Genomic DNA, 22,167 nt, shown 5'->3' with positions numbered 1-22,167 from the left:
CCCCCAGATACACTTAAATACACTTACTATTAATATCGCACGAATTAAAGATAATTTAAATAGCTAACTGCCTTAATTTCAAAAAATATATTTGTATGAAACACATTGACAAATGTCTTTGGAACTATTTTACTCCTTTTTACGGTGCGTCTTATGATTTATTTTATGCCTATTTGCGTAGAGCGCCGATTGCTTTTTATCTATAATGAATTTTTCATATGTTGATTTTTTCTTTCTTAATTGTTTATTTTTTTGAAACTTAAATCTCATTTTTTTGCTTTCATTCTTTTTCTGTCTATATAAATTATTGGGTAATTATACCCACAAAAACACGTAGTGATTTAAATTACAGAAGTAACAGACAAACAAAAAAGCAGCCCAAATGGGCTGCCTGTATACGTTGATGCTCAATCATTGTCTGGTTACTATTGAATCCACTGTGCTCTGTTTTTAGTGCTGGCTATCACACGTAGTCAATCCATAGATGACATTTACAATCCATGTGTGACACTCAACTGTTGTTTTTTTTCTCTTGTTCACGCAGTTCGATACGACGGATTTTGCCGGAACTGGTTTTGGGCAGGTCGGTAATAAATTCAACCTTACGAGGGTATTTGTAAGGAGCTGTCCACTCTTTAACATGATTTTGCAGCTCTCTTGCAAGTTCCGGTGTTCCCTCTACTCCATCTTTGAGTACGATAAATGCTTTTACAATATGTCCACGAATCTCGTCGGGACTTGCTACAGCAGCACATTCTTTGACAGCAGGATGCTTCATAAGGGCTTCTTCTACTTCAAAAGGACCGATCGTATAGCCGGAACTGATAATGATATCATCTCCGCGTCCTTCAAACCAGAAATATCCGTCTTCATCTTTACGAGCACGGTCACCGGTAATAAAGTAATCTCCATTGATATTTTCGGCTTTGCGTTCCGGATTCAAGTAATACGTTTGGAACAAAGCAGGCATATCGGTACGGACAGCGATGTTGCCTACTTCTCCTGCAGGTACAGGCTTACCATCTTCATCGATAATCTCGACGAGTCCAGGGGACATGGATTGACCCATCGCACCCAGGCGAATCTCTGTATCGGTCAGGTTACCAATCAGCAGTGTGCTCTCGGTCTGGCCATATCCATCACGAATTGTTAATCCGAATTCACGGTTAAAGGTATGAATGACTTCCTGGTTGAGCGGCTCCCCGGCAGATACAGCGCTGCGCAGGTTGGATAAATTATAGGTACCGAGGTCTTCCAGTTTGGCCATCAGCCGGTACTCGGTTGGCGTGCAGCACAATACCTGTACGCCGTACTGTTGAATCAGCTCCAGATATTTATGCGGCTGAAAAGCTCCATTATAGACAAACCCGGTTGCTCCGCGTCCCAGTACCGACAGGAACGGGCTCCAGATCCATTTTTGCCAGCCCGGTGCAGCTGTTGCCCAGACCATATCATCTTCATGGATATCCAGCCATGGACCTGTAATGCGCAGATGAGCATACGCCCAGCCGTGACTGTGTACAACACCTTTGGGATTGCCGGTCGTTCCGGACGTGTAAGCCAGAATCGCCATATCATCACGCTTGGTAGCTACCGCTTCGAACTGATCGTCTTCATTCTGCATCAAGTTGGTTAGATCCAACCAGCCTTCGGCAAGCTCGGATTGATCGGCAGCAACTGAGATGCGGAATGACCATGCAGGCAGTTCCTCATCGATTTTGTCTACTTCTCCGGTTACACTGGACCAGGCAATAACTGCACGTGCTTCCGAATGACGCAGTCGATAGGCCAGATCTTTGGCACGCAGCATTTCCGAAGACGGGATAATAACCAGTCCACTTTTGAGACAGGCCAGATATATAATATAGGCAGTAATCTGTCTTGGTACCATGACCAGTACACGATCGCCCTGTTCGAGTCCGAGCTTAAGCAGACCATTTGCCAGGCGGTTCGCCTGCTTCAACAATTCTCCATACGTAATTTCCTGTGTATCTCCCTTATCATTCAGCCATTTTAGCGCTGTTTTGGCAGGATTATGTTTCTCCATCTCGGAGGTTAGATTGTATTGCTCGGGTGCAGTCCATTCCTGATATTTCATAATCAATTTCCCCTTTATACTACAAAATGAATACTAATGATTCATTTCAGTATAGCACGTCTTAAGACCAGGTTCTAATACTAATTGCAGGTTGCGCTTACATGAAAATGGCAAATGCAGAATATCTCATCCTTATTATTCCTCATTTTTCCAGATAATTAGCCAAAAAAATCAGCCTGCTTCTTAACAGGCTGATCTTTAATGGCACTATCATATCTTATTCCTATTATAGGTATTACTAATCTATTCGCTTGCTATACGGTGCTACTACTCTATGTCAGTAATTATGATCTTTTATAGTATGCTGCTGTATGATCGTGTATCGATCATTTTGGCTTATATATATCTGTATTATTTTGTTACTTGTATACTCTTCTATATATCCAGAATACCCGGACGGGGAGTTACGCCAAATGCTTGTGCAAGATCAGCAAGTTCCTGACTGGTAATACGCTGCAGAATCGGCAAATGAGCAATTTTCATATAAATCTGGGCGGCCTTCTCGATCGTCTCAATCAGACCAAATGCTTCATCAATCGTCGCTCCGGTACCAAAAATCCCATGTTGTGGCCATAAGACGGCGCGGTGTTCTTGCATTTTGATTGCTGTCGCACGTCCGATCTCGCTGGAGCCGGGTACCATCCATGGAATCACCCCGATACCGTCGGGAAATACAACGATACATTCGGTGCACATTTCCCATAGTGTTCTGGTAAATGCATTCTCGTCCAGCGTATGCACAAAAGTCATTGCCAGCGTATGGGTCGCATGATTATGCATCACCACACGATGCTGCGAATCGACTTTGAGACGCTCAATATGACTCATAAAATGAGCAGGAAGTTCACTGGTTGGTACAGCTCCATTTTTCAGTCCCCAGAGCAGCTCGAGCTGTTCCCCATCTCTTGATACACGCAGCACACCCAGATTGCCTTCAGGATCATCGATGATATTTTTGAAATACTTGCCCGAGCCGGTAACGATAAAATACCGCCCTGCCAGTTCGTGTACCGGAAAAGCAGGCTGAAAGCGCCGAATGACGTGGTTAATATCCATATACTGGGCAACTTCTTCCTCATCCAAAATACAACTGACATTCCCGCCATTACGCTCATCCCAGCCAAAACGCCACATACTGCGAGTAATCTGTGCCATCTCGCGCACAAATGGAATCTGTTCCGGTTGAAACATAATTGGCTGGTGATCAGGCATCATCGTATGCATGATATTCTCTCCCTTGGTTATCTGAATAGGTGCTATACCCACATTTTAATCTTCTAATTTCTGTAAGTCAATAAAAAACAGAAATAAACAAAAATAAATAAACATTAAAATTTTTAATAATGTTTGTTTTCTTCTGATTTAGCTGTATTGATACGATACTTATTCTTTTTATGATTAATATACTTGGCATACTAATCAAGCTAGATACGCTAGATACGCTAGATACGCTAGATACGCTAGATACGCTAGATACGCTAGATACGCTTAAGTATATTTGAAAGTACAGCAAGAAATTTTTATTTTTATTCTGCCGTTACTATTTATTTTCTATCTCTTTATCTGTAGCTGTATATGCATCAGAGTTCGCATTTTATAGAAGAGTAGGTGTATTTCTACGCAATTCTGCTAGATCTCTTTTTTTGTAACCCCTTACATATTAGAATATATTGGAAATTAATATATAGAAAAGGTGGTTGAATTGATGAAGAAAAAGTGGTTTTCTCTCCTCCTCTCTACCGTATGTGCTGCCGGATTGGTAACTCCATGGAATACTCATCTGCCGACAGCAGAAGCTTCTTCCTCCAGCAATTGGGTGCCGATCTGGTCAGATGATTTTAATGGACCTAACGGAAGCGGTGTAGATACGTCCAAATGGAATCTGGAGACTGGCAACAATAATGGCTGGGGCAACAATGAACTGGAGTACTACACGAACCGTACCAATAATTCCTATATGGAAAATGGAAATCTGGTTATCCAGGCGCTAAAAGAGAATTACCAGGGATCTCAATATACTTCAGCACGTCTGACAACCGCCAACAAATTTAATGTCAAATACGGTAAAATCGATATCCGTGCCAAAGTTCCTTATGGCAAAGGAATATGGCCTGCCGCCTGGATGCTGGGCAGCGATATTGGCAGCAATCCCTGGCCGGCAAGTGGCGAGATCGACGTTATGGAGTACATTGGTCCGCCTGCACCCAATACAGTCTACGGAACGATTCATGGTCCAGGTTACTCGGGCGACAAGGGATTATCTGCCGGTTATACCATTGGGGAACCGTTCAGCAATGCCTTTCATAACTATACAGTGGAGTGGGAACCTGGCGTTATTCGCTGGTATGTAGATGGCAAACTGTATCACACCCGTACCCCTGCCGATGTAGGTGATAACACGTGGGCTTATGACAAGCCATTCTTCCTGCTGCTCAATCTGGCGGTAGGCGGCAACTGGCCGGGTTATCCGGATGCAAGTACTGCTTTCCCGCAAAAATTGCTGGTTGATTATGTCCATGTGTTCCAGCGTGAAGGCGGCTATAACATTGTAGCGCTCAAAGCAGGTGCCAATGGTAAATACGTTACAGCGGAAGATTATGGTAGAGGCGCCCTTATCGCTCGTTCGGATAATGTGAGTACGTGGGAACGCTTCGAACTGGTGGATCTGGGCAGTAATCGCGTCGCCCTGCGCTCCATGATCAACGGCAAATATGTATCTGCAGACAATAATGGAACCAGTCCGTTAATTGCTAATAAAACGTCTATCGGTACCTGGGAGACATTTGAACTTGGTACGACAGCAGATGGCAAACGAACACTGAAATCCCTGGCCAATAACAATTATGTAACAGCTGATAATACCGGCAGCAGCCCGCTTATTGCCAATCGTGCCAGTGTTGGCGGCGCATGGGAAGCTTTTGAAGTAGTGAAGCAATAAAATGAAAAGGGAGATTAACCGCCTGCAGTGGTTAATCTCCCTTTTATGACTTTTCAATTGTTGTAAAGGTACTTTGAATATCATCGCTAAATTGCTTAGAACTTGGAACGACATCCCATTGCTTCTTTGGCGAGCAGGAGTACCTGTTCTGCCAGCTTGGCTGAATCACTCTCATGATCGTCCTCGAAAATAAAAGGACCCAGCACGTATTCGTTAATATACAATGGCGAACCAGTCTGGTCTCCTTCTACAAAGGCATCCTGATACAAAATACGATGATAGCAGGCATAATCCTCCATGCCATAAAATTCGGCATGATCTGCTTCGGGGTCCATTTGCAGAACAAAGTGATGTTCATCTTCTACTGTCAGATTGCGCACCGGACGTGAAGCAACATACACAGCAGCTGTCCAGAACATTCCCTGGCATTTCTGGCATTCGCCACAGGAATAGGATGTATCATACCAGTCGCTGCCTAGAATACTGCTGCGTATTCCGGTAATCGTATCGCTATCCATATATACATAACGATCTTCAAGCTCCGGCAATCCGGGATAAATATGCACCTGCTGTTTGTTGCCAGCTTTGGGGTCTGGTTCGACCCGAATCAGTACTTCCCGGCAATGCGGGCAATGGTGTTCAATAGCAGCCATTTTAGCTTCCTGTATGGGCTGCTGAAGTACTTTTAGAAATGTTCCCGATGTGTTCATTTTCATTCTCCAATCAATTGTAGATCATACTCCAAGCTATTCTATCAAATTGGGTATTAGGACATGAATCATTGCGCAACTGTGCGCTGACCCTTTAACAAGTATACTACAAATTAGGTTTTATGACCCAATTTGAATGAACATTTCCAATTCGGAATGTATATTATGATAAAAGTTATATATTCAGGTAGAAGGACCTTGCTTCAACACATCTTATCCTGAGGCATATATCCCGGTATATAATCAAAAAAGAGCCAGATCACCTGGCTCTTTTTCCAAATTGTCCCGCATTATTCTATTTAATATAACAAATCATAAGAGACACCTTGATCTACTATTCTCAGATGACACCATTTTGCCTTGATCTCCATCAAATCGTTTACTTCTGTTCTCCGCGCTGCAAAAAGCGGAAACATCCAGCAAACATAATCAAAATCCAGATCGCGAACACAAAGAAAATCATACTGAATACGCTTGGCTGGCTGCTCAATAGTACGCTTGGAGACCAAGCGGTATGCGACTGATCCAGGATCAGTCCCAGCACCGTCGTACCAATCGCTCCCGAAATAAAGCTAAGCATCATATACATCCCCATACCTACGCCGACCTGCGGTCCTGTCAGTGTACGGGATACCGTATTGGCGAGTCCAACCTGAGCAAATGTAAGTCCGGTATTCCCGATCACGAGCAGCAGCATAATGATCAGATACGATCCGCCAGTGAATAGCGAGATCAGCACATACGTAAGTATCTGCAGACTGAATGCTATAGCAAGCAGGAACGAATTGCCTTTGCTGTCAGCAATACGACCGCCGATAATGCCGAAGATCGCAGCAATTAACGCACCCGGGAACATCACCAATCCGGTAGTAAACGAAGTTAGTCCATTTACACTGCTCAGCAGCTGCGGAATCAGATATGGTACACACAGATTAAAGATCAATACCAGACAAGCAATAATCATCGTTATCGTATATGCACTATTACGGAAAATAGCCGGGTCCAGAAACGGCTGTTTGGCTTTGCGAATATAGAGTATAAAGATAATCAATACAATAAGTGTCAGTACACTCAGCAGTAGACTGGTATTGGTAATTGCCAGCAGCAGCAGAGTTACTCCAGCAGCAAGCAAAATACCGCCCAGCAGATCGATACGTGACGGATGCGTCTGATCTTTGTCCAGGTATTTACGGAAAAATGGAATAGTAACCAGCGATAGCAGGCTGATCGCGAACAGATAACGCCAGTCCGCAAAGCTGGTGATCAATCCGGCAACAATCGGACCCATTGCCGTACCAAGTGCCATACCGGACGAGGTGATACCCAGGGCTCTGCCCCGCTTTTCTGCCGATACATAACGGATCGGAATGACCATAGAGGATGCCGGAATAACCGATGCACCTGCCGATTGTAGAATACGTCCGGCAATAACCATCCAGAAGCTGGATGAGATAAAACCAAGCACTGATCCGATTGCAAACAGACACAGTCCGAAGGTAAGCAGATTTTTCAATTTATAACGATCAGCCAGCTTCCCGTAAGTAACCGAACCAATCGCATAGATAATAATATAAGAAGTGACGACCCAGCTAACCTGTGAGCTGGATAAATGAAAGTCTGCACGAAGCGCAGGCAATGCTACGTTGAACATTGTCGAGTTCATCACAGACAATACCATGGCAAATGCCAGTACAAAAATAATTTTCATGTTAAATGCACCAATGAATCGTATGACAGGATATAGAGCCAGCCCTATATCCTGTATATATCATCTTATCCTTTATTTCATTATTTCTTCTGGTGAGAGTTAGGTGGTCCTACAACGTTCAGATCCAGCGTGTCGATATTTTCCATCAGACGATCAATACGTGCCGGTCCCGGATTATTAGGGAACATGTAATGTTCATACTCATCACCAAGCAGACGGAAGAACGGTTCGAACAACCCACTTACGAGCAGTCCCACTACTTTGGTAAAGTGATCATCCAGACGATAGGAGTGCACTGTACCAGCTGGCACATGCAGGAAGTCACCCGGGAACAACTGGATTTCTTCGTCATTGGCCCACATGGTCATACGGCCCTGTGTACAGAAGAATGTCTCTGTATGGTGATCATGGTAGTGAGATACGATTTCATCCCCTTTTGGACCGTCACTCGCTACAATAATATAACCGCCATCTGTCGTTTTCTGGGTTGCAAGCAGACGATGCACCTGATCGCCGGTCAACAAGCGGATTCCTTCGCCGCTTTCCAGTACATAATTGCTTACTTCATCCGGTACGACTGTATTGCTTACCAGTTCATACGCAGGGAATTCTGTGCTGCCAGCGGAGAATACGATATCTGCATTCTGCTCTGCCTGACGGCGATGTTCTTCGGAATAGGCATGATCGGTAAATGGTGGATACTCGATATGCTCATAGGATTGACCCAGTGCCGGATAGACTTTGGTGATATCGCCGGAAATGGAATAAGAGATAAAGCTGTTACGATGTCCAAGCAGCTGATAGGCATGTTCTGTACCCGGTGTGATGTGGGCATAGTCCCCCGGCAGCAGCAGATGGCTCTGTCCATCGATTACGAATTGTACACGTCCTTCCATCACATAAATGGATTCGTAGGTATTTGGATGCGTATGCATCGGGAAGCTCTCACCTTTAGGCCCGCCGATAACTGCTGCGGAGAAAATATCTCCTGTGCTTTCTGCATTGGCGATAATAGTAGCGACCTGATTACCGAACAGATAACGTTCGCCGTCACCTCTGCGCAGCAGATAAGGCATTTTTTCCTGTGGTAAATGAGTAATTAATTGGGTTGTTGTCATTATGTTCCTCCTATAGATATACTATAAATTTGAATGTTTTTGTGTATAAAGGTACTCTGGTTCAGCTACATATATCGTTGATTGCAGCAGTGATGCCCAAAACCTTACTTATTTATTGTAGCCAACATTATAAATTTGAAATATAGTTAAAGACGACAGAACTATGGGCAATTACGACAGAAGCAGGAGAGTTAATCATGACTACAACCGAACTCAAAATAGTTGAACATCCTTTTGAAAATAATAATCCGCTTTCTTTTCTAACTATAGATGTGGTGCAATCCTATCAGCAGCATGCTCATCCTTTTTATGAAATTATCTATGTATCGGAAGGCAAAGGATTGCTTTTTATTGACAAAGAATCCTTCGAAGTGTCGGAGAGCGATCTGTTCTTTATTCCAATTGGCATACACCATATGTTTCACCTTCAGGACCATAAACAGCCTGCACCGCTGCAGATTATGAACTGTATGTTTTTGCCGGAAGTGCTGATGACGAGCGGTAATCAGGATAATCTGGCCTGGGATGAAGAGTTTCAGGAAATCGCCGGATTTTTTCGCAAGTCTGAGCGATGGCTTGGATATCGGGAGCAGAATAATGAATTTGCCCGGATTATGTATTCTATGCATCTTAACCAATTGAATGCGACTCCTGGCTATCGGTACAAATTATACCTCTCTCTGCTGGAACTGCTGCACACCATGCACATGCATAATCAGTTTAGCTATCCGACTACACCCATGACGATCGAAGATCCGGTAGCTTTTGCCATCAATTATGTACAAACGCATTATCGTGATCCGCTCAAACTTGATGAACTATGCCAGTGGATATCTATCAGTCCCCGCCATCTGCAGCGCAAACTCAAGCAGACTACCAGCCAGACCTTTATCCAGCTGTTACAAAATGTACGCGTTATGCACAGCTGCGAGCTGCTGATCGAGACAGACTGGAGTGTACAGATGATTGCTGCAGAAGTGGGTGTGCATGATATGAAGTATTTTTACCGGATTTTTAAAGCACGATGCGGGCTCACACCTTCCCAATTTCGCAAGCAGCATACCGGCGGTACGTCGCTGCCTACTGATCATTAAGCATAGCGTTATAACATGCAATACCGATAAGCACCATCCAATAAATAATGTCAGATAAATAACACGAAATAAACAGGCATAACCAGATAGCATTTGCTATATAACAAATGTTATACAACACTTGCTATACAAATCCGGAATACAACAAAAAGCCGAAGGGATAGTATCCCCTCCGGCTTTTTGTTAATTTAGTTATCATTACCCTGATCCTGCTCAGCACTCCAATACAAACCATATTCATATGATGGATAACAGATCAGTAAATGAATTTCCCGAATCATCTCTGTGTCTATCCAACTCCATATAAATAGAAATTCTGTACATGCGTATTTATTGGAATGATTCTATTTTGTTTCGCTACGTCTGCTTTTTCTATTATTTCTCTTTACGATTATTGCTCTGTGCGATCTTCACGTGCTGCTTCCAGAGCAAGTGGTGCTTCTGCTGTAGGTGCTGGCAGAGAATCTGTACTGGAGCTACGTTTGGAATAGGCACAGATCAGCGTCGTTAATCCGGCTAGCGCCAGTGTAGTAATAATCGGATGCTTGGTCGCTTCTACATACAGACTTCCTTTACGAATATGACCTTCCTGCGTACCACGCTCATGCAATCCGTATCCTGCATGATACAGTGCACTTGTCTCTGGTGGATTCGAAGGGCGATCTTTGGATTGCTGTCCACGGAACATGAACGCTTCGAACATCAGATCGGTCAGACGCGGCACAAAGTTACCGAATAGAGCGCCCAGTCTCGCTTGAGATCCGACAAACATATCCCGTTTCGGATGTTCGGCTGCATACAGAATCGCCTTTGCTACAGATTCCGGCGGATAGATCATCCCTCTGTGAGCAGGCTGCTTATCCAGATAGCTGTGGGCATGTTCATTATATGGCGTATCGATACGTCCCGGATGAACCAGTGTCACGGAGACCGGTGCTTTTTCCTTTTCCAGCTCCATCCGCAGATTCTCGGTCCACCCATGTACAGCAAATTTGGCAGAAGAATAAGTAGACTGTATGACTACACCACGATCACCAAAAATACTGCCGATATTAATCAGAGCGCCCGGTACACGGCGTTCCTTGAAATGTTTTACTGCTGCACGGGAGCCATATACGACGCCCCAGTACACTGTATCAAACATCCGCTTCATATCATCAATGTTAACTTCGGTCGCTTTACCAAAAATGGAGACGCCGGCGTTATTAACCCATGTATCAAATCGGCCGAAAGTCCGAATCGCAGTCTCGGCAATACGTTGTATGTCTTCTTCTTTACCTACATCTGCGGTCACCCAGGTCGCGGGATAACCTTTGCCGCGCAGTTCTGCCGCCAGCTGGATAATCGCTTCTTCATTACGTGCAGCCAGAACAACCTTGGCTCCTCGTGCTGCCGCCATTCTCGCTGTTACCAGACCTATTCCACTTGATGCACCCGTAATTACGATTACCTGATTTTTTAATTTTTTAAGTGATACTGCCATGATGGTGATCCCTCCTCGAAATAGTCTCAACAACAATTTACCCGCAGACCGCCGGGCCCAATCCCTGATTCGCTTATCTACTGTTCTGCATAGTTATAATAAGGAGCCTGACCACTCTCCATGGCAGGCTCCCGATGTGTGATTTCTAGGTGAAAATGCTGCTTAGAACAGTACGTGTGGTGCAGTATTGATTTTCCATTGTCTGTCTACCAGTGCAAACTTCACCATCACACGTTCTACTGGCTGTGCATTGTCCACATAAGGAACAGTCAGACGATAGACGCGGGAAGTATCGGTCATGCTGATCATTTTGGCTGTAGCACGGTCGAATTCCAGCAGGCTGCCGCCATCTGCTTGCAGTTGAGCCATTTTGCCGTTATTTTGAACAAAGTTTTTCTGGATAAATGTCTCGCTCGCCTGCTTGGTATAGGTCTCCATCAGATAAGCAAGCAGCTTGCTGCGTGTACCAATATCCTGCGATAGATAGCGGTAAGTCTGACCGCTTAGCGTAAATGTACCTGCTGCGGTACTGGATGCTCCGCCGGATGTGGTATAGGTGTATCTTTTCTGTGCTTCCACGATTAGAGGAATAACCGTCTCATGGTTTAATTTGCTAACACCGGTCCAGGCTGCGTATGTAGAGCCTGTAGCCGTAGTTGCACCGGCAGCTGATTGGATATTATTGTTGGATTTGCTGGATGCAGCCGCTTTGGATGAATCTTTTGTACCCGCTTTGGCTGCAGAAGATGCTTTGGAGCTGCTGTTTTTATCTGCTTTGGCACTGTTGGTCTGATCGTTTTTTGTAGATTTTGTTGAAGTTGTTGTACTTTTTGTGGAAGAATTGCTGGTTTTGGCACCAGATGGTACCGATGCTGTGGATGAAGTTGTGCTTTTACTTGATGACGCAGACGTGCTTGCTGCGTTTGATTTGGCTGCCGGTGCTGTCGTCGATGCCGCTGATGCTGGTGCTCCCGAATATAGAGAAGCAGATACGACGGCTGTCATTAGTAATGCAGTTGCTGTTGGTTTGGTCCAGTTCATGGTTGAATTCGATCCTTTCACTTTTCAAATCTGTAATAGGTGTATACTCTCTTGTTTATTATGACAGCTGTGCAGCCGATATTCCACTTTGGCAGCCTACAGCAAATCTTGTATTTGTTCAGCCGGCTTGTATGAATTTGGAATCCGGTATTAATTCATATCAATAAAGATCCAAAAAGTAAGAATAGGAAACAGCGCCTACCGAGGAGCACAACAGAAGTATATAAAACACAGCGTTCCATTTGCCCAATTGTTTTGTACTCCATCCCTTGATCCCGAATCGAAGCATAATAAGTGATAATAAAGCTATAATAGCGCTGATGACCCATACAATAACCAGTACAACAGCTCTAAACGATTCGCTGGAGGTAAACATGACCAATATTATGCATACGCCGATTAAAATAATCAAAATATTCAGCCAGTTGGAGATGATTCTTGCTTTTAATGAATAGCCTTCTGGTCTGTTTATCTTTTTTCGGAACAAAAATCGGAGTATTCCCCATATCATACCCACTGCCGCTATACTAAATACAAAAGGACGTACGATATATTCCATTATCATTTCTTTCGTATTTAGTTTCTCCAGCGTTTGCAGGGGGACATCCATATTAATAACTGCATATTGTTTACCTGTGCTATCCTGTTTAAAATAAATTTGCCGTCCGTTCTCCTTGCTGACATATAGATGATCTCCGGCATGAATATACATTCCACTTACTCTTGAATCAAAAGCCTGTACTTTAATATTTCCGTCTCCGGCATCCTTGATTGCTATTTTCAAAAACAGCCCTCTACTTTTCAATGGCCCTTCCAGCAGACGTTGTGCAAAAACGTAGGAACCACTCAGCGCTTCGGTATCTTCAGCTTGTAGACCAGTCGGAATATTGATTGGTGTTCCACCGTTCAATGGAACATTATAATAACCATAAATAACATCTTCTAGTCCTTCACGCAGTGCTCCATCATCCAGGGTATTGTAGGACACAAAATATCCTAATTGCTGCTTCGGAGATATGGAAAGCTGACTGGTGAATGTATCTGCATCTCCATTGTGCATAACAATATCCGGATTGCGATAGTCTTCGTAAAATCCATATCCGTAACCAGGCAGGGAAGAATGTACCGAAAAATGTTTTTCCCTCATTAATTTGGCAGTGGCGGTGTTTAGTATTCGGGTATTTTCATATATTCCATTTTGCAGATTGGCAAGCAGGAACTTGGCCATATCTCCTCCGGTAGATACAATGGCGCCAGCAGGGTAAACAAGAACGCTACCCGGATCCTGTGATGTAAAAGTGTCATTTTCATACGCATATCCCCGGGAAGCATATTGAACATTTTCAGGAGATAACGCATAGAATGAGTGACTCATCTGTAAAGGAGCAAAAATATGTTCAGTTAAGTAGTTATCAAAAGAATCACCAGTAACTTGTTCCACAAGATGACCGATCAGCGTGTATCCATAATTACTGTATTGAATAACTTCTCCCGGTGGTCTTTCCAGTGGAGGCAAATGTTCTTGTAGTGTATCGATAAGCGGTTTAGGATATTCTCTTAATCCTTCGCTGTATATCCCTTCGACACTTTCAGCCAGTCCGCTTGTTTGTGTAAGCAGATGCTCCAGAGTCAATGGTTCGGCATAAGGGTTTTGTACCTGCATGTCTTTATAATATGTATTAACATCCTCGTTTAAACTTATTTTCTTTTGTTCCACCTGCTGCATTGCCGCTACAGCGGTAAACAGTTTGCTTACCGAGCCGATGCGGAACAACGTTGAATCGGGGTCTACCTTTTTTTGTTGTGAAATATCAGCATAACCATAACCCTTATTCAGAACAACTTTTCCATCTTTGACTATAGTTACAACAGCACCTGCAATATGCTGCTCCTTCATCTTTTTTTCCATATACTTATTTACTGTCCCGGCCAGATCGGCTTTGAGAGCCGTATCTGCTGCCCCAATAGATTTGGCAGGCAGCAGATTGAAGATCAAGAGCCCCATGATAAAAAAGAGTATCGATTTTACACCTATCATTTTGAGTGTTTGCATTATAATTCCTCCCGTTTTTTCTACTGTATCCAGTCTAAAAGAAAGTCATTACCATAAATGAAAGAAATACTTACGACTTTCTTAAGAAAATCGAAACGGAATCTGAATTATAAATACAGTCGCCTGGTGACTGCTTGTTACTTTAATATCCCCACCATGCATTTTTGCTATATTTTTAGAAATAGCTAGTCCCATACCTTTACCGCCTGTATCAGCACTGCGTGACTTTTCTCCTCTATAAAATCGCTCAAATATATGAGGCAGATCCTTCTCTGGAATGGCTTCACCATAATTAGTAATGCTTAGGTGTATAAAAGAGGAATCGGTCTGCAAACCAAAATCCAATTTACGGCCTTTTGCACCATATGCAATAGAATTACGAATCATATTTTGCAGCATCCGGACTACTAGCTTGATATCTACATCCACCAAAACAGGAGTAGATGGAGACTCTACCTGAAAACTCATATTAGCCTGTTCCAATTGAGGCACAAAATCAATAATGACCTGCTGCAACAATTCGCGGATTTCTACTTTTTCCTTGTTCACATGATATTCACGATAACTGAGTGTACAGTATTCCAATAGATCTTGGATTAGTTTTTTTAACTCATCACATTTACGGGTGGCAATATGAATATACTTTTCCTGTTCCTTACCCCCATCTTTTATCAACTCTATATATCCTGCCAGTGAAGTGATTGGAGTTCGCAGATCATGCGATATATTGGCAATCATTTCTGTTTTTAATAACTCGGCAGCTTGCTCTTTTTCTCGCATTTGTCTTAAATTATGGACCATCTGGTTAATTTGCCGGCTGAGATTGCCTATTTCGTCCTTAGCTGACGTTTGCAGCTGAACATTCCAATTTCCTTTGCCAATCTCATTCACGCAATTGTTAATATGCTGAATTCTTCTCATCATCCGATAGGAAAACCAATAAAAAAATAAAGTCATTAATATAAAAAATAACAGCAAATAATAGAAAGAGTACTTTTGCTCAAATGCATCACTGCCACCGGTCAGCATATTCAGCCTGCTGCCAAATAACGACTGCAACACAGTAATGCTTATAAGAGCAAACAAAAGACTGGATACAAAAATAACCAGAAATTTTAACCGAATGCCAATCTGCCATTTAAGCTTCAATTTTATAACCTACTCCCCAAATATTTTTAATAATTTTCGGTTCTCTCAAATGATCTTCGATTTTCTCCCGTAGTCTGGCAATATGCACCATGACAGTATTATTCCCCGTATAATACTGTTCTTTCCATACTTTTTCAAAAATTTCTTCCATGCTGAAAACCTTGTTTTTATGAAGAGCGAGTAACAGCAAAATGTCGTATTCGGTACGTGTCAGCTTGACCGGTTTGCCATATAAATCTACACTTCTTGCTGTCGGATCAATCGTTAATCCATGAATTTGAATAGTGTGATTTTCGGCTGCAGGCAAATTACTGTTCAAATATGTATATCTTCGCAGCTGTGCTTTAACTCTTGCGATAAGTTCGATAGAGCTGAATGGCTTCACCATATAATCATCTGCTCCTGTACTAAGTCCGATCACCTTATCCCAGTCTTCTGCACGGGCACTTAGCATAATAATCGGGATTTGATACTTCTCCCGAATCCGGCGGCATAATTCTATTCCATCCATATCGGGCATCATTACATCCAGGATAGCCAGTCTTATATCCTCTTGTTCTAAATGCTGAAGCGCTTCACGTGAATGATGTACCTTGATCACTTCATACTGTTCTTTGGTCAATAAAATATGAATAAACTCAACAATATCAGGGTCGTCATCAATAATCATAATTTTGTTTTTACTCATGCGGTTTCATCCTTCTTTTCATAAGATAGAGACAGAATCAACCTGAACGGGATTCTGTCTCCTGCATTTCTCATTATTATAATTTGGATACTTATTGGATAAACCCTTCTTTTTTCCAGTAATCCACCATTTTCTTTACAGCTTTCTGGTTCATCTTATGCCAGTCAAATCCCATGCGTTGGAGCAGCATTATCGTTTTATTGTTTTTCAGAACAAATTCAGTTGTGTCTTCTATGGAATGCGTATGAATATCCGTTAACAATCGATCGAGTTGATGGCTATTCTCATTGTTTTTGACATACGAAGATACATCCAGCAAAAACTCGTCCATATTTTTGATCTGTATGGTATGATCCAGCTGCTGAAACATATTTCCTATTTCCTTTATACTCAATTGATAAGGGTTATACTTGAGATAAATTGGAATGTTTTAAATACTATAATTGTCGAAATAGATAATATTATCTATCTCAACACAAAAAAGCTCAAATGCATAAACATGCATTTGAGCTTTTTTATTTGTACTGTTCATACGAATATTATTCGTATCCCTTTCAATGCAGAGGGATATCTTATTATGGAAGCAAATGCTCTACTGCCTGTCGTACATCCTCTTGCAGTAGTTCCCGGCCAAAGATAGATACACGTCCATTATCATCGCGAGAACGAATCAGACGTCCAATTCCCTGACGCAAACGCAGCATCATATAAGGCATATCCACTTCATGGAATGCATCCATCGCCTCCTCACGGCGTGAAGCAAATACCGGATCATTAGGAGGGAATGGTAGTGACCAGATAATGACATGGGACAATGACGGGCCTGGAATATCCAGTCCTTCCCATAACGTGACTGCGCAGAGCACGCTTGTCTCTTCCTGCTGGAATTCGGAGATCAGATGGCTGATCTCGGCTGTCCCTTCATAGAGCATCCGGTAAGGCAAAGCAACTCCCATAACTTCTGTCATCCGGCGGAAAGCTGCCAATTCCTGCATAGAGGAGAACAACAGTAACGAACGCCCTCCACTCTGTTCCACCAGACTCAGTACACGCTCGGTCTGCTGGCGAATTTCCTGCTCGCTTACCCCCTGTATACCTGCCGTACTGACAGACACATGCTTGCCTGCTGCATCACTGACTGATCCAGCAATATTCTGACTGTACAAATCCGTGATTAGCTCCGCGTGCATCTGCTCCTTGTAGTCATAAGGTGATTCCACCGAAAAGGACAGATACTTTTCAATACCCAGGCTATCCGCAATATAATCGAACGAACCATCTACCGACAAGGTAGCCGATGAGAAAATAACCGGCATTTTGCGGGCAAATACCATTTCTCCCAGTACTTCCTTGACCTGCTTCGGCATAATAACGAGAGTCAGATCTTCATTCTCGCCGGTCACCCAGGAGATGAGCTGATCTTGCTGACGACATAGTCCGAGTGCCAGCTGGATCATTTCCAGATGTTCTTCGACAATCTTGAGCTGGTAATCATCCAGTGTAAACAGTCCACTCTCAAATACCAATTCTTCCTCAATCACATCGATATGCTGCTTGACCCTGGCAATCTGTGCCAACAGTTCGTCATTCCACTGAATATCTTTGCGATCCGATCCCGGAACCGGCTTGCTATAACGAGCGAGCTGCTCGAACAGCATATCGCTTTGTACAATAACTTCTTCTACAGCTACCGCCAGCGTCTCACGTACTTCGCCATCCAGCAGACGAGTCACAATGCTCTCGAACAATCCCTGCTTAAGCTTGTAGGTCAGTGCATTTTGCGCAGCTGTCTCCAGCAGATGGCCTTCATCAAATACAACCGAGCTATGCTCAGGCAGCAGCGGCAGCTGTCCTTCACGCTTGCGCGCTTCGTAGGTCCATACGTGCTCCATATAGAAGTCATGGGAGCAGATGATAATATCGGTTGCTTTGCGGTAATGGTCACGAGACAATGTCTGTCCACAACGATGACGCTGCGGGCAGACCAGACAATCCTGGAATACATCCCAGCCAATCTTGCTCCACTGCTCATCATCCAGTGCCGGATAATCCTTGCGGTTACCGTATGGACGAAAAGTCTGCATTGTATCCGCATAATGAACAAATTCCGGCAGATCCGCGTAAATATCGCGGTACATATCCGATTCGGACGGTTCCGCTCTGACTACATCCAGCTTGTTGAGACAGATGTATTGATCCGGCGATTTACCCAGACGGGCATCTACATTCAGATCCAGATAACGGGCCAGCTTATGAATGTCGCCTTCGGGCTTGACCAGCTGCTCAATAAGAGACTCATCCGCACAGGCGATAATCGCCGGTTTGCGGGTATAACGTGCATACGCAATCGCATATAACAGGTAGACCAGCGTCTTGCCTGTTCCTACACCTGCTTCAGCAAAAATGGTTTTTTTCTCGGCATAGGCTTTTTCAAGTTGAAAAGCCATATAAATCTGTTCGTCACGAAGCTCCAGACCAGCTTCCGGCAAAATATCGTAAAACACGTCCGCGATCCACTCACCCGCTTGCTGGATAAATGGACGGGACGGATCAAATGTAAAAGGATACGTATTCAATCCAATTGTTCCCCCACCCGGTTAAAAGTACAATCCTAGCTATTACTATCATCTGCTGAATTGCATCATTTCATTATACCGCAATCCGTGAAGATGCGGAATGGGCAAATTAAATTTTATCGTGTGGTAGGGAGGGCTGAAAATGGAGGGGTTTAGCAGAGAACACTTCGGCAAGGGATAGGGTGCGTCCTCCGGTTAAGCCTGGAGATCCTTTATTATGCGGAAGTAATGGGGATCTCCAGGCTTAAAGGTCGTCCTTTGCCCTATTCCCTTGCCTGCGCTTCGTGCGTGGAGACATTTTCAGTGCTTGTGGAGGTAGGATAACAAAGAAAAACCGGCTGTTCGCCCTGATTGGTGGGAGAACGCCGGTTTTTTGCTGCTCTGCTCTGCTCTGCTCTGCTCTGCTCTGCTCTGCTCTGCTCTGCTCTGCTCTGCTCTGCCAAATTATGCATAGGGAGTGAGCAAATAGATATAGGAGAAACGTTATTTTAATAATCCTTTTTGTTGCAAGTAGGTACGTGCGACTTCGGCAGCAGGTTTGCCTTCGACATTGACCTGGTAATTCATCTGGCGCATCTCATCATCTGTGATTTGGCCGGATAGCTGGTTTAGGGCTTCGGTCACTTCAGGATACTCTGCCGACGTATCTGCGCGCATCAGCGGAGCTCCCTGATAAGGCGGGAACAGTCCTTTGTCGTCTTCCAAGACGCGCAGCTTGTACTGGGCAAGCTCACTGTCTGTGGAATACGCATCGATCAACTGGATATCTCCTGACTGAATCGCACTATAGCGCAGTTTCGGTTCCATGGTAGTCAGATTATCAAATTTGAACCCGTAAAGCTTCGCCAGACCGACATATCCATCGTTACGATCGGCAAATTCGCGGGTGAATCCGACTTTGATCTGGGATGCTACTTTACGGAGATCAGAGATCGTCTTGAGATTATGCTGCTCGGCATACGCTTCCGGTACAGCAAGTGCATAAGTATTGTTATACTTCATTGGTGGCAGCATCTGCATAGCAAACTGCTGCTGCATTCCTTTTTGCGCTTGTTCATAGACCTGTGCACTGTCCGTACTGACAGCATCTTCATGCAGGAACTCCGAGATGGCAGTACCCGTAAATTCCGGATAAATGTCTACATCGCCGCCTTTTAACGCATTAAACAGGAAGGATGTCTTGCCAAGACCAGGCTTCAGCTCGACCGTCAGATTTGTATTCTGCTCGATCAATTCCTGATACATATTGATCAGAATCTCGGGTTCCGCACCCAATTTGCCGGCGATCACCAGATCTTTTTGGGATTGATTGAACAGCGGTACAATCGTAAATCCGAGAATAATGACGACAGCTGCTGACATCAGCCAGATCGAACGGCGGAATGAGGTCTTCTCAATAATCCGCAGCAGCAGATCGAATACAATTGCCAGGAGTGCCGCGGGCACAGCTCCCAGTATGATCAATGCTGTATCATTCCGATCAATTCCCAGCAAAATAATATCGCCTAATCCGCCCGCCCCGATCAGTGCAGCCAGCGTGGTTGTACCGATAATAAGCACCATTGCTGTACGAATACCTGCCATAATAACCGGCATTGCCAATGGCAGCTCGACTTTGAACAGTCGGCGGCTTCGAGTCATCCCCATCGCATCAGCCGCTTCAAGCAAAGAAGGATCGACTTTGCGAATACCGGTATATGTATTGCGCAGTATCGGCAGCAGCGCATAGATCACGATAGCGACAACAGCTGGCACAGTACCAATGCCCAGCAGCGGAATCAGAAGTCCTAGCAGGGCAAGAGATGGAATCGTCTGCAGTACAGCAGCTACACCCAGCACGCCTTCGGATATTTTCAGATGACGGGCTATAAAAATACCCAGTGGAATAGCAATAATCAGCGCAATCAGTAGCGAGGTAAACGAAATTACCAGATGCTCGGTGAGTGCCTGCCAGAGCTGATCCTGACGTTCTTGAAATACATTCATAATATTATTCATAGTGGTCTCTCATTTCCGGAAGTCGGGTATGCTGGCATACTGTTCTGGCGCACCGACTGAAAAAACTGTTCCACAAAAGAATTGGCAGGATGCTGCAACAGCTGCTCAGGTGTATCAATCTGTACAATAGCCCCTCCATCCATTACGGCAATCCGGTCTCCCAGCTTGATCGCTTCCTGAATATCATGGGTAACAAATACAATTGTCTTGCGAATTGTCTGCTGCAGTTCGAGCAGGTCATTTTGCAGACGTTCCCGCGCGATTGGATCCAGTGCACTGAACGGTTCATCCATCAGAATAACCGGTGGATCTGCTGCTAGTGCACGGATTACGCCGATCCGCTGCTGCTGTCCACCAGACAACTCATCCGGACGGCGACTACGGAAAACCGCCGGGTCCATGCCTACCATATGCAGTAGCTCATCGATACGCTTGGACGTTTTATCCCTTTCCCAGTGCAGCAGCTCAGGCGTAACGGCAATATTTTCTTCAACCGTCATATGGGGAAATAATGCAATCTGCTGAAGAACATAGCCAATTTGTTGACGAAGCTTATGTACTTGAATCGTGTTGTGATCGGTTCCATTTACATAAATACTGCCTTGGGTTGGTTCAATCAACCGGTTAATCATTTTAAGAGTGGTCGTCTTGCCGCATCCACTCGGTCCAACGAGCACAAAAAATTCACCTTTTTCAATATGAAGATCCAGCGGCTGCACAGCTGTCGTACCATCTTCATATCGCTTGGATACCTGCTCAAAAGTAATCATTCATCAACCTCCTGAATCGTTGTTATCTGCTACTTTGCTATTACCCAACCTGTAAGTGACTTACCCAGTGAAGGATAAAGTAGAAATGATAGATGTATTGCGTACAATTCAACTCCAGATAATTTGTAAATTTAATGAATTTAATACCTTTTATTGTAATTATATGGGATTAAATGTTAATATAGAACTGGTTGTAAATATAACATAAAGGAGACATAATTATGAAAATTCGAAACATCGCAGTATTGTCCGCTCTGTCACTAGCTGTCACACTCACTGCAGCACCTACTGGTTTCGCTAGTTCTGTATCACCTGATGTTACAGTAAACAACCCAGCCGTCTCTTCACAGGATTCTATTTCGATCAATGCAGTGTCGGGTCCATATCCAGTTGGCGGTAATGCGGTTGTTGTACCTATGCGTGGAGAACTTGCCGTTACTGTCAGTCCTGCCCGCTATGCTACGTTCAATCTTAAAGTAACTGATCTCAACACTGGCAGTGTCGTTGCTAACCAAGCCTATAGCGGTAGCAGCCCATATACATTCCGTGTCAGCAATAACAGCCTGGTAGGAAATTATTCTGTTAGTGTAACTTCGAGTACAGGTGGTAGTAACGGTACATTCACCTTAAGTTATTTATAATTTGCCAAACTGATTTTTTAATTCAATCCTTTTAAAAGTTAAAGAGTCCACTTCTTCTGAATACTCAGATAGAAGTGGACTCTTTTTACTATTTGTTACTAT

16 protein-coding genes and 1 pseudogene are annotated in these 22,167 nt (G+C 43.9%); 3 read left to right on the top strand and 14 right to left on the bottom strand.

The features are described from left to right. Nucleotides 1-511: 511 nt before the first annotated feature. Together mbcS and rhaD are read right to left on the bottom strand one after the other, a co-directional pair. Nucleotides 512-2,098 carry an acyl-CoA synthetase MbcS gene (gene mbcS / locus H065_RS0106020; RefSeq protein ID WP_017812126.1) on the bottom strand — a complete coding sequence of 529 codons (1,587 nt, stop codon included), beginning with the start codon at nucleotides 2,096-2,098 and terminating at the stop codon, nucleotides 512-514. Between the two features lie 375 nt (nucleotides 2,099-2,473). Beyond that, a complete protein-coding gene (gene rhaD, locus H065_RS0106015) occupies nucleotides 2,474-3,322 on the bottom strand; it encodes a rhamnulose-1-phosphate aldolase (protein ID WP_017812125.1) in 849 nt (282 codons plus the stop codon). A gap of 481 nt (nucleotides 3,323-3,803) precedes the next feature. Between rhaD and H065_RS0106010 the strand changes: the two genes are divergently transcribed. Next, nucleotides 3,804-5,036 (top strand): family 16 glycosylhydrolase, encoded by a 1,233-nt coding sequence (locus tag H065_RS0106010; protein ID WP_017812124.1) that lies wholly within the window; start codon nucleotides 3,804-3,806, stop codon nucleotides 5,034-5,036. 95 nt (nucleotides 5,037-5,131) lie between these two features. Here the strand turns inward: H065_RS0106010 and H065_RS0106005 are convergent, their stop codons facing one another. The 3 genes from H065_RS0106005 to H065_RS0105995 all read right to left on the bottom strand — a co-directional run bounded on the left by H065_RS0106005 (nucleotide 5,132) and on the right by H065_RS0105995 (nucleotide 8,572). Beyond that, nucleotides 5,132-5,746 (bottom strand): hypothetical protein, encoded by a 615-nt coding sequence (locus tag H065_RS0106005; protein ID WP_017812123.1) that lies wholly within the window; start codon nucleotides 5,744-5,746, stop codon nucleotides 5,132-5,134. A gap of 379 nt (nucleotides 5,747-6,125) precedes the next feature. Then, complete coding sequence (locus tag H065_RS0106000; RefSeq protein WP_017812122.1) at nucleotides 6,126-7,454, bottom strand: MFS transporter; 1,329 nt, start codon at nucleotides 7,452-7,454, stop codon at nucleotides 6,126-6,128. Between the two features lie 80 nt (nucleotides 7,455-7,534). Continuing rightward, entirely contained in the window at nucleotides 7,535-8,572 is a 1,038-nt protein-coding gene (locus H065_RS0105995) for a quercetin 2,3-dioxygenase (protein WP_017812121.1), read from the bottom strand. 197 nt (nucleotides 8,573-8,769) lie between these two features. Here H065_RS0105995 and H065_RS25355 point away from each other — a divergent pair, with 197 nt between their 5' ends. Further along, nucleotides 8,770-9,666 carry a helix-turn-helix domain-containing protein gene (locus H065_RS25355; RefSeq protein ID WP_017812120.1) on the top strand — a complete coding sequence of 299 codons (897 nt, stop codon included), beginning with the start codon at nucleotides 8,770-8,772 and terminating at the stop codon, nucleotides 9,664-9,666. A gap of 391 nt (nucleotides 9,667-10,057) precedes the next feature. Here H065_RS25355 and H065_RS25350 read toward each other — a convergent pair whose 3' ends face one another. From H065_RS25350 to H065_RS0105945, 9 genes and pseudogenes are all read right to left on the bottom strand, one after another. Then, nucleotides 10,058-11,149, bottom strand: coding sequence for an SDR family oxidoreductase (locus H065_RS25350; protein WP_017812119.1), 1,092 nt, complete (start codon nucleotides 11,147-11,149; stop codon nucleotides 10,058-10,060). Between the two features lie 162 nt (nucleotides 11,150-11,311). After that, nucleotides 11,312-12,190: a DL-endopeptidase inhibitor IseA family protein gene (locus H065_RS0105980; protein WP_017812118.1), complete on the bottom strand. Its 879-nt coding sequence runs from the start codon at nucleotides 12,188-12,190 to the stop codon at nucleotides 11,312-11,314. 160 nt (nucleotides 12,191-12,350) lie between these two features. Beyond that, complete coding sequence (locus H065_RS25345; RefSeq protein ID WP_017812117.1) at nucleotides 12,351-14,243, bottom strand: serine hydrolase; 1,893 nt, start codon at nucleotides 14,241-14,243, stop codon at nucleotides 12,351-12,353. Between the two features lie 81 nt (nucleotides 14,244-14,324). Beyond that, the gene (locus tag H065_RS0105970; protein WP_017812116.1) at nucleotides 14,325-15,392 is read right to left on the bottom strand and encodes a sensor histidine kinase; all 1,068 of its coding nucleotides are present in this window, start codon (nucleotides 15,390-15,392) and stop codon (nucleotides 14,325-14,327) included. After that, complete coding sequence (locus H065_RS0105965; RefSeq protein ID WP_017812115.1) at nucleotides 15,382-16,080, bottom strand: response regulator transcription factor; 699 nt, start codon at nucleotides 16,078-16,080, stop codon at nucleotides 15,382-15,384. The genes H065_RS0105970 and H065_RS0105965 overlap by 11 nt, the downstream gene beginning before the upstream one ends. Before the next feature lie 91 nt (nucleotides 16,081-16,171). Further along, the gene (locus H065_RS0105960) at nucleotides 16,172-16,450 is read right to left on the bottom strand and encodes a hypothetical protein (protein WP_017812114.1); all 279 of its coding nucleotides are present in this window, start codon (nucleotides 16,448-16,450) and stop codon (nucleotides 16,172-16,174) included. A 205-nt stretch (nucleotides 16,451-16,655) separates the two neighbouring features. Continuing rightward, entirely contained in the window at nucleotides 16,656-18,656 is a 2,001-nt protein-coding gene (locus tag H065_RS0105955; RefSeq protein WP_017812113.1) for an ATP-dependent DNA helicase, read from the bottom strand. 483 nt (nucleotides 18,657-19,139) lie between these two features. Next, nucleotides 19,140-20,654, bottom strand: a complete 1,515-nt coding sequence (locus tag H065_RS0105950) for an ABC transporter permease/substrate-binding protein (RefSeq protein WP_017812112.1) — start codon at nucleotides 20,652-20,654, stop codon at nucleotides 19,140-19,142. Between the two features lie 41 nt (nucleotides 20,655-20,695). After that, nucleotides 20,696-21,424, bottom strand: a pseudogene (locus tag H065_RS0105945) (ABC transporter ATP-binding protein); the annotation flags it as partial. A 221-nt stretch (nucleotides 21,425-21,645) separates the two neighbouring features. Between H065_RS0105945 and H065_RS0105940 the strand changes: the two are divergent. Continuing rightward, complete coding sequence (locus tag H065_RS0105940) at nucleotides 21,646-22,065, top strand: hypothetical protein (protein WP_017812110.1); 420 nt, start codon at nucleotides 21,646-21,648, stop codon at nucleotides 22,063-22,065. Nucleotides 22,066-22,167: the final 102 nt, after the last annotated feature.

It is taken from the genome of Paenibacillus shenyangensis, from assembly GCF_000346635.1.
GTDB classification, from domain to species: Bacteria; Bacillota; Bacilli; order Paenibacillales; family Paenibacillaceae; genus Saccharibacillus; species Saccharibacillus dauci.
This window is presented reverse-complemented; position numbering and strand designations above follow the sequence as displayed.

Coding starts and splice junctions, on each gene's coding strand:
- H065_RS25355 (WP_017812120.1), top strand. CDS start 8,770: ATGACTACAACCGAACTCAAAATAGTTGAACATCCTTTTGAAAATAAT.
- H065_RS0105960 (WP_017812114.1), bottom strand. CDS start 16,450: ATGTTTCAGCAGCTGGATCATACCATACAGATCAAAAATATGGACGAG.
- rhaD (WP_017812125.1), bottom strand. CDS start 3,322: ATGCATACGATGATGCCTGATCACCAGCCAATTATGTTTCAACCGGAA.
- H065_RS0106010 (WP_017812124.1), top strand. CDS start 3,804: ATGAAGAAAAAGTGGTTTTCTCTCCTCCTCTCTACCGTATGTGCTGCC.
- H065_RS25345 (WP_017812117.1), bottom strand. CDS start 14,243: ATGCAAACACTCAAAATGATAGGTGTAAAATCGATACTCTTTTTTATC.
- H065_RS0105940 (WP_017812110.1), top strand. CDS start 21,646: ATGAAAATTCGAAACATCGCAGTATTGTCCGCTCTGTCACTAGCTGTC.
- H065_RS0105950 (WP_017812112.1), bottom strand. CDS start 20,654: ATGAATAATATTATGAATGTATTTCAAGAACGTCAGGATCAGCTCTGG.
- H065_RS0105995 (WP_017812121.1), bottom strand. CDS start 8,572: ATGACAACAACCCAATTAATTACTCATTTACCACAGGAAAAAATGCCT.
- mbcS (WP_017812126.1), bottom strand. CDS start 2,098: ATGAAATATCAGGAATGGACTGCACCCGAGCAATACAATCTAACCTCC.
- H065_RS0106005 (WP_017812123.1), bottom strand. CDS start 5,746: ATGAACACATCGGGAACATTTCTAAAAGTACTTCAGCAGCCCATACAG.
- H065_RS25350 (WP_017812119.1), bottom strand. CDS start 11,149: ATGGCAGTATCACTTAAAAAATTAAAAAATCAGGTAATCGTAATTACG.
- H065_RS0105980 (WP_017812118.1), bottom strand. CDS start 12,190: ATGAACTGGACCAAACCAACAGCAACTGCATTACTAATGACAGCCGTC.
- H065_RS0105965 (WP_017812115.1), bottom strand. CDS start 16,080: ATGAGTAAAAACAAAATTATGATTATTGATGACGACCCTGATATTGTT.
- H065_RS0106000 (WP_017812122.1), bottom strand. CDS start 7,454: ATGAAAATTATTTTTGTACTGGCATTTGCCATGGTATTGTCTGTGATG.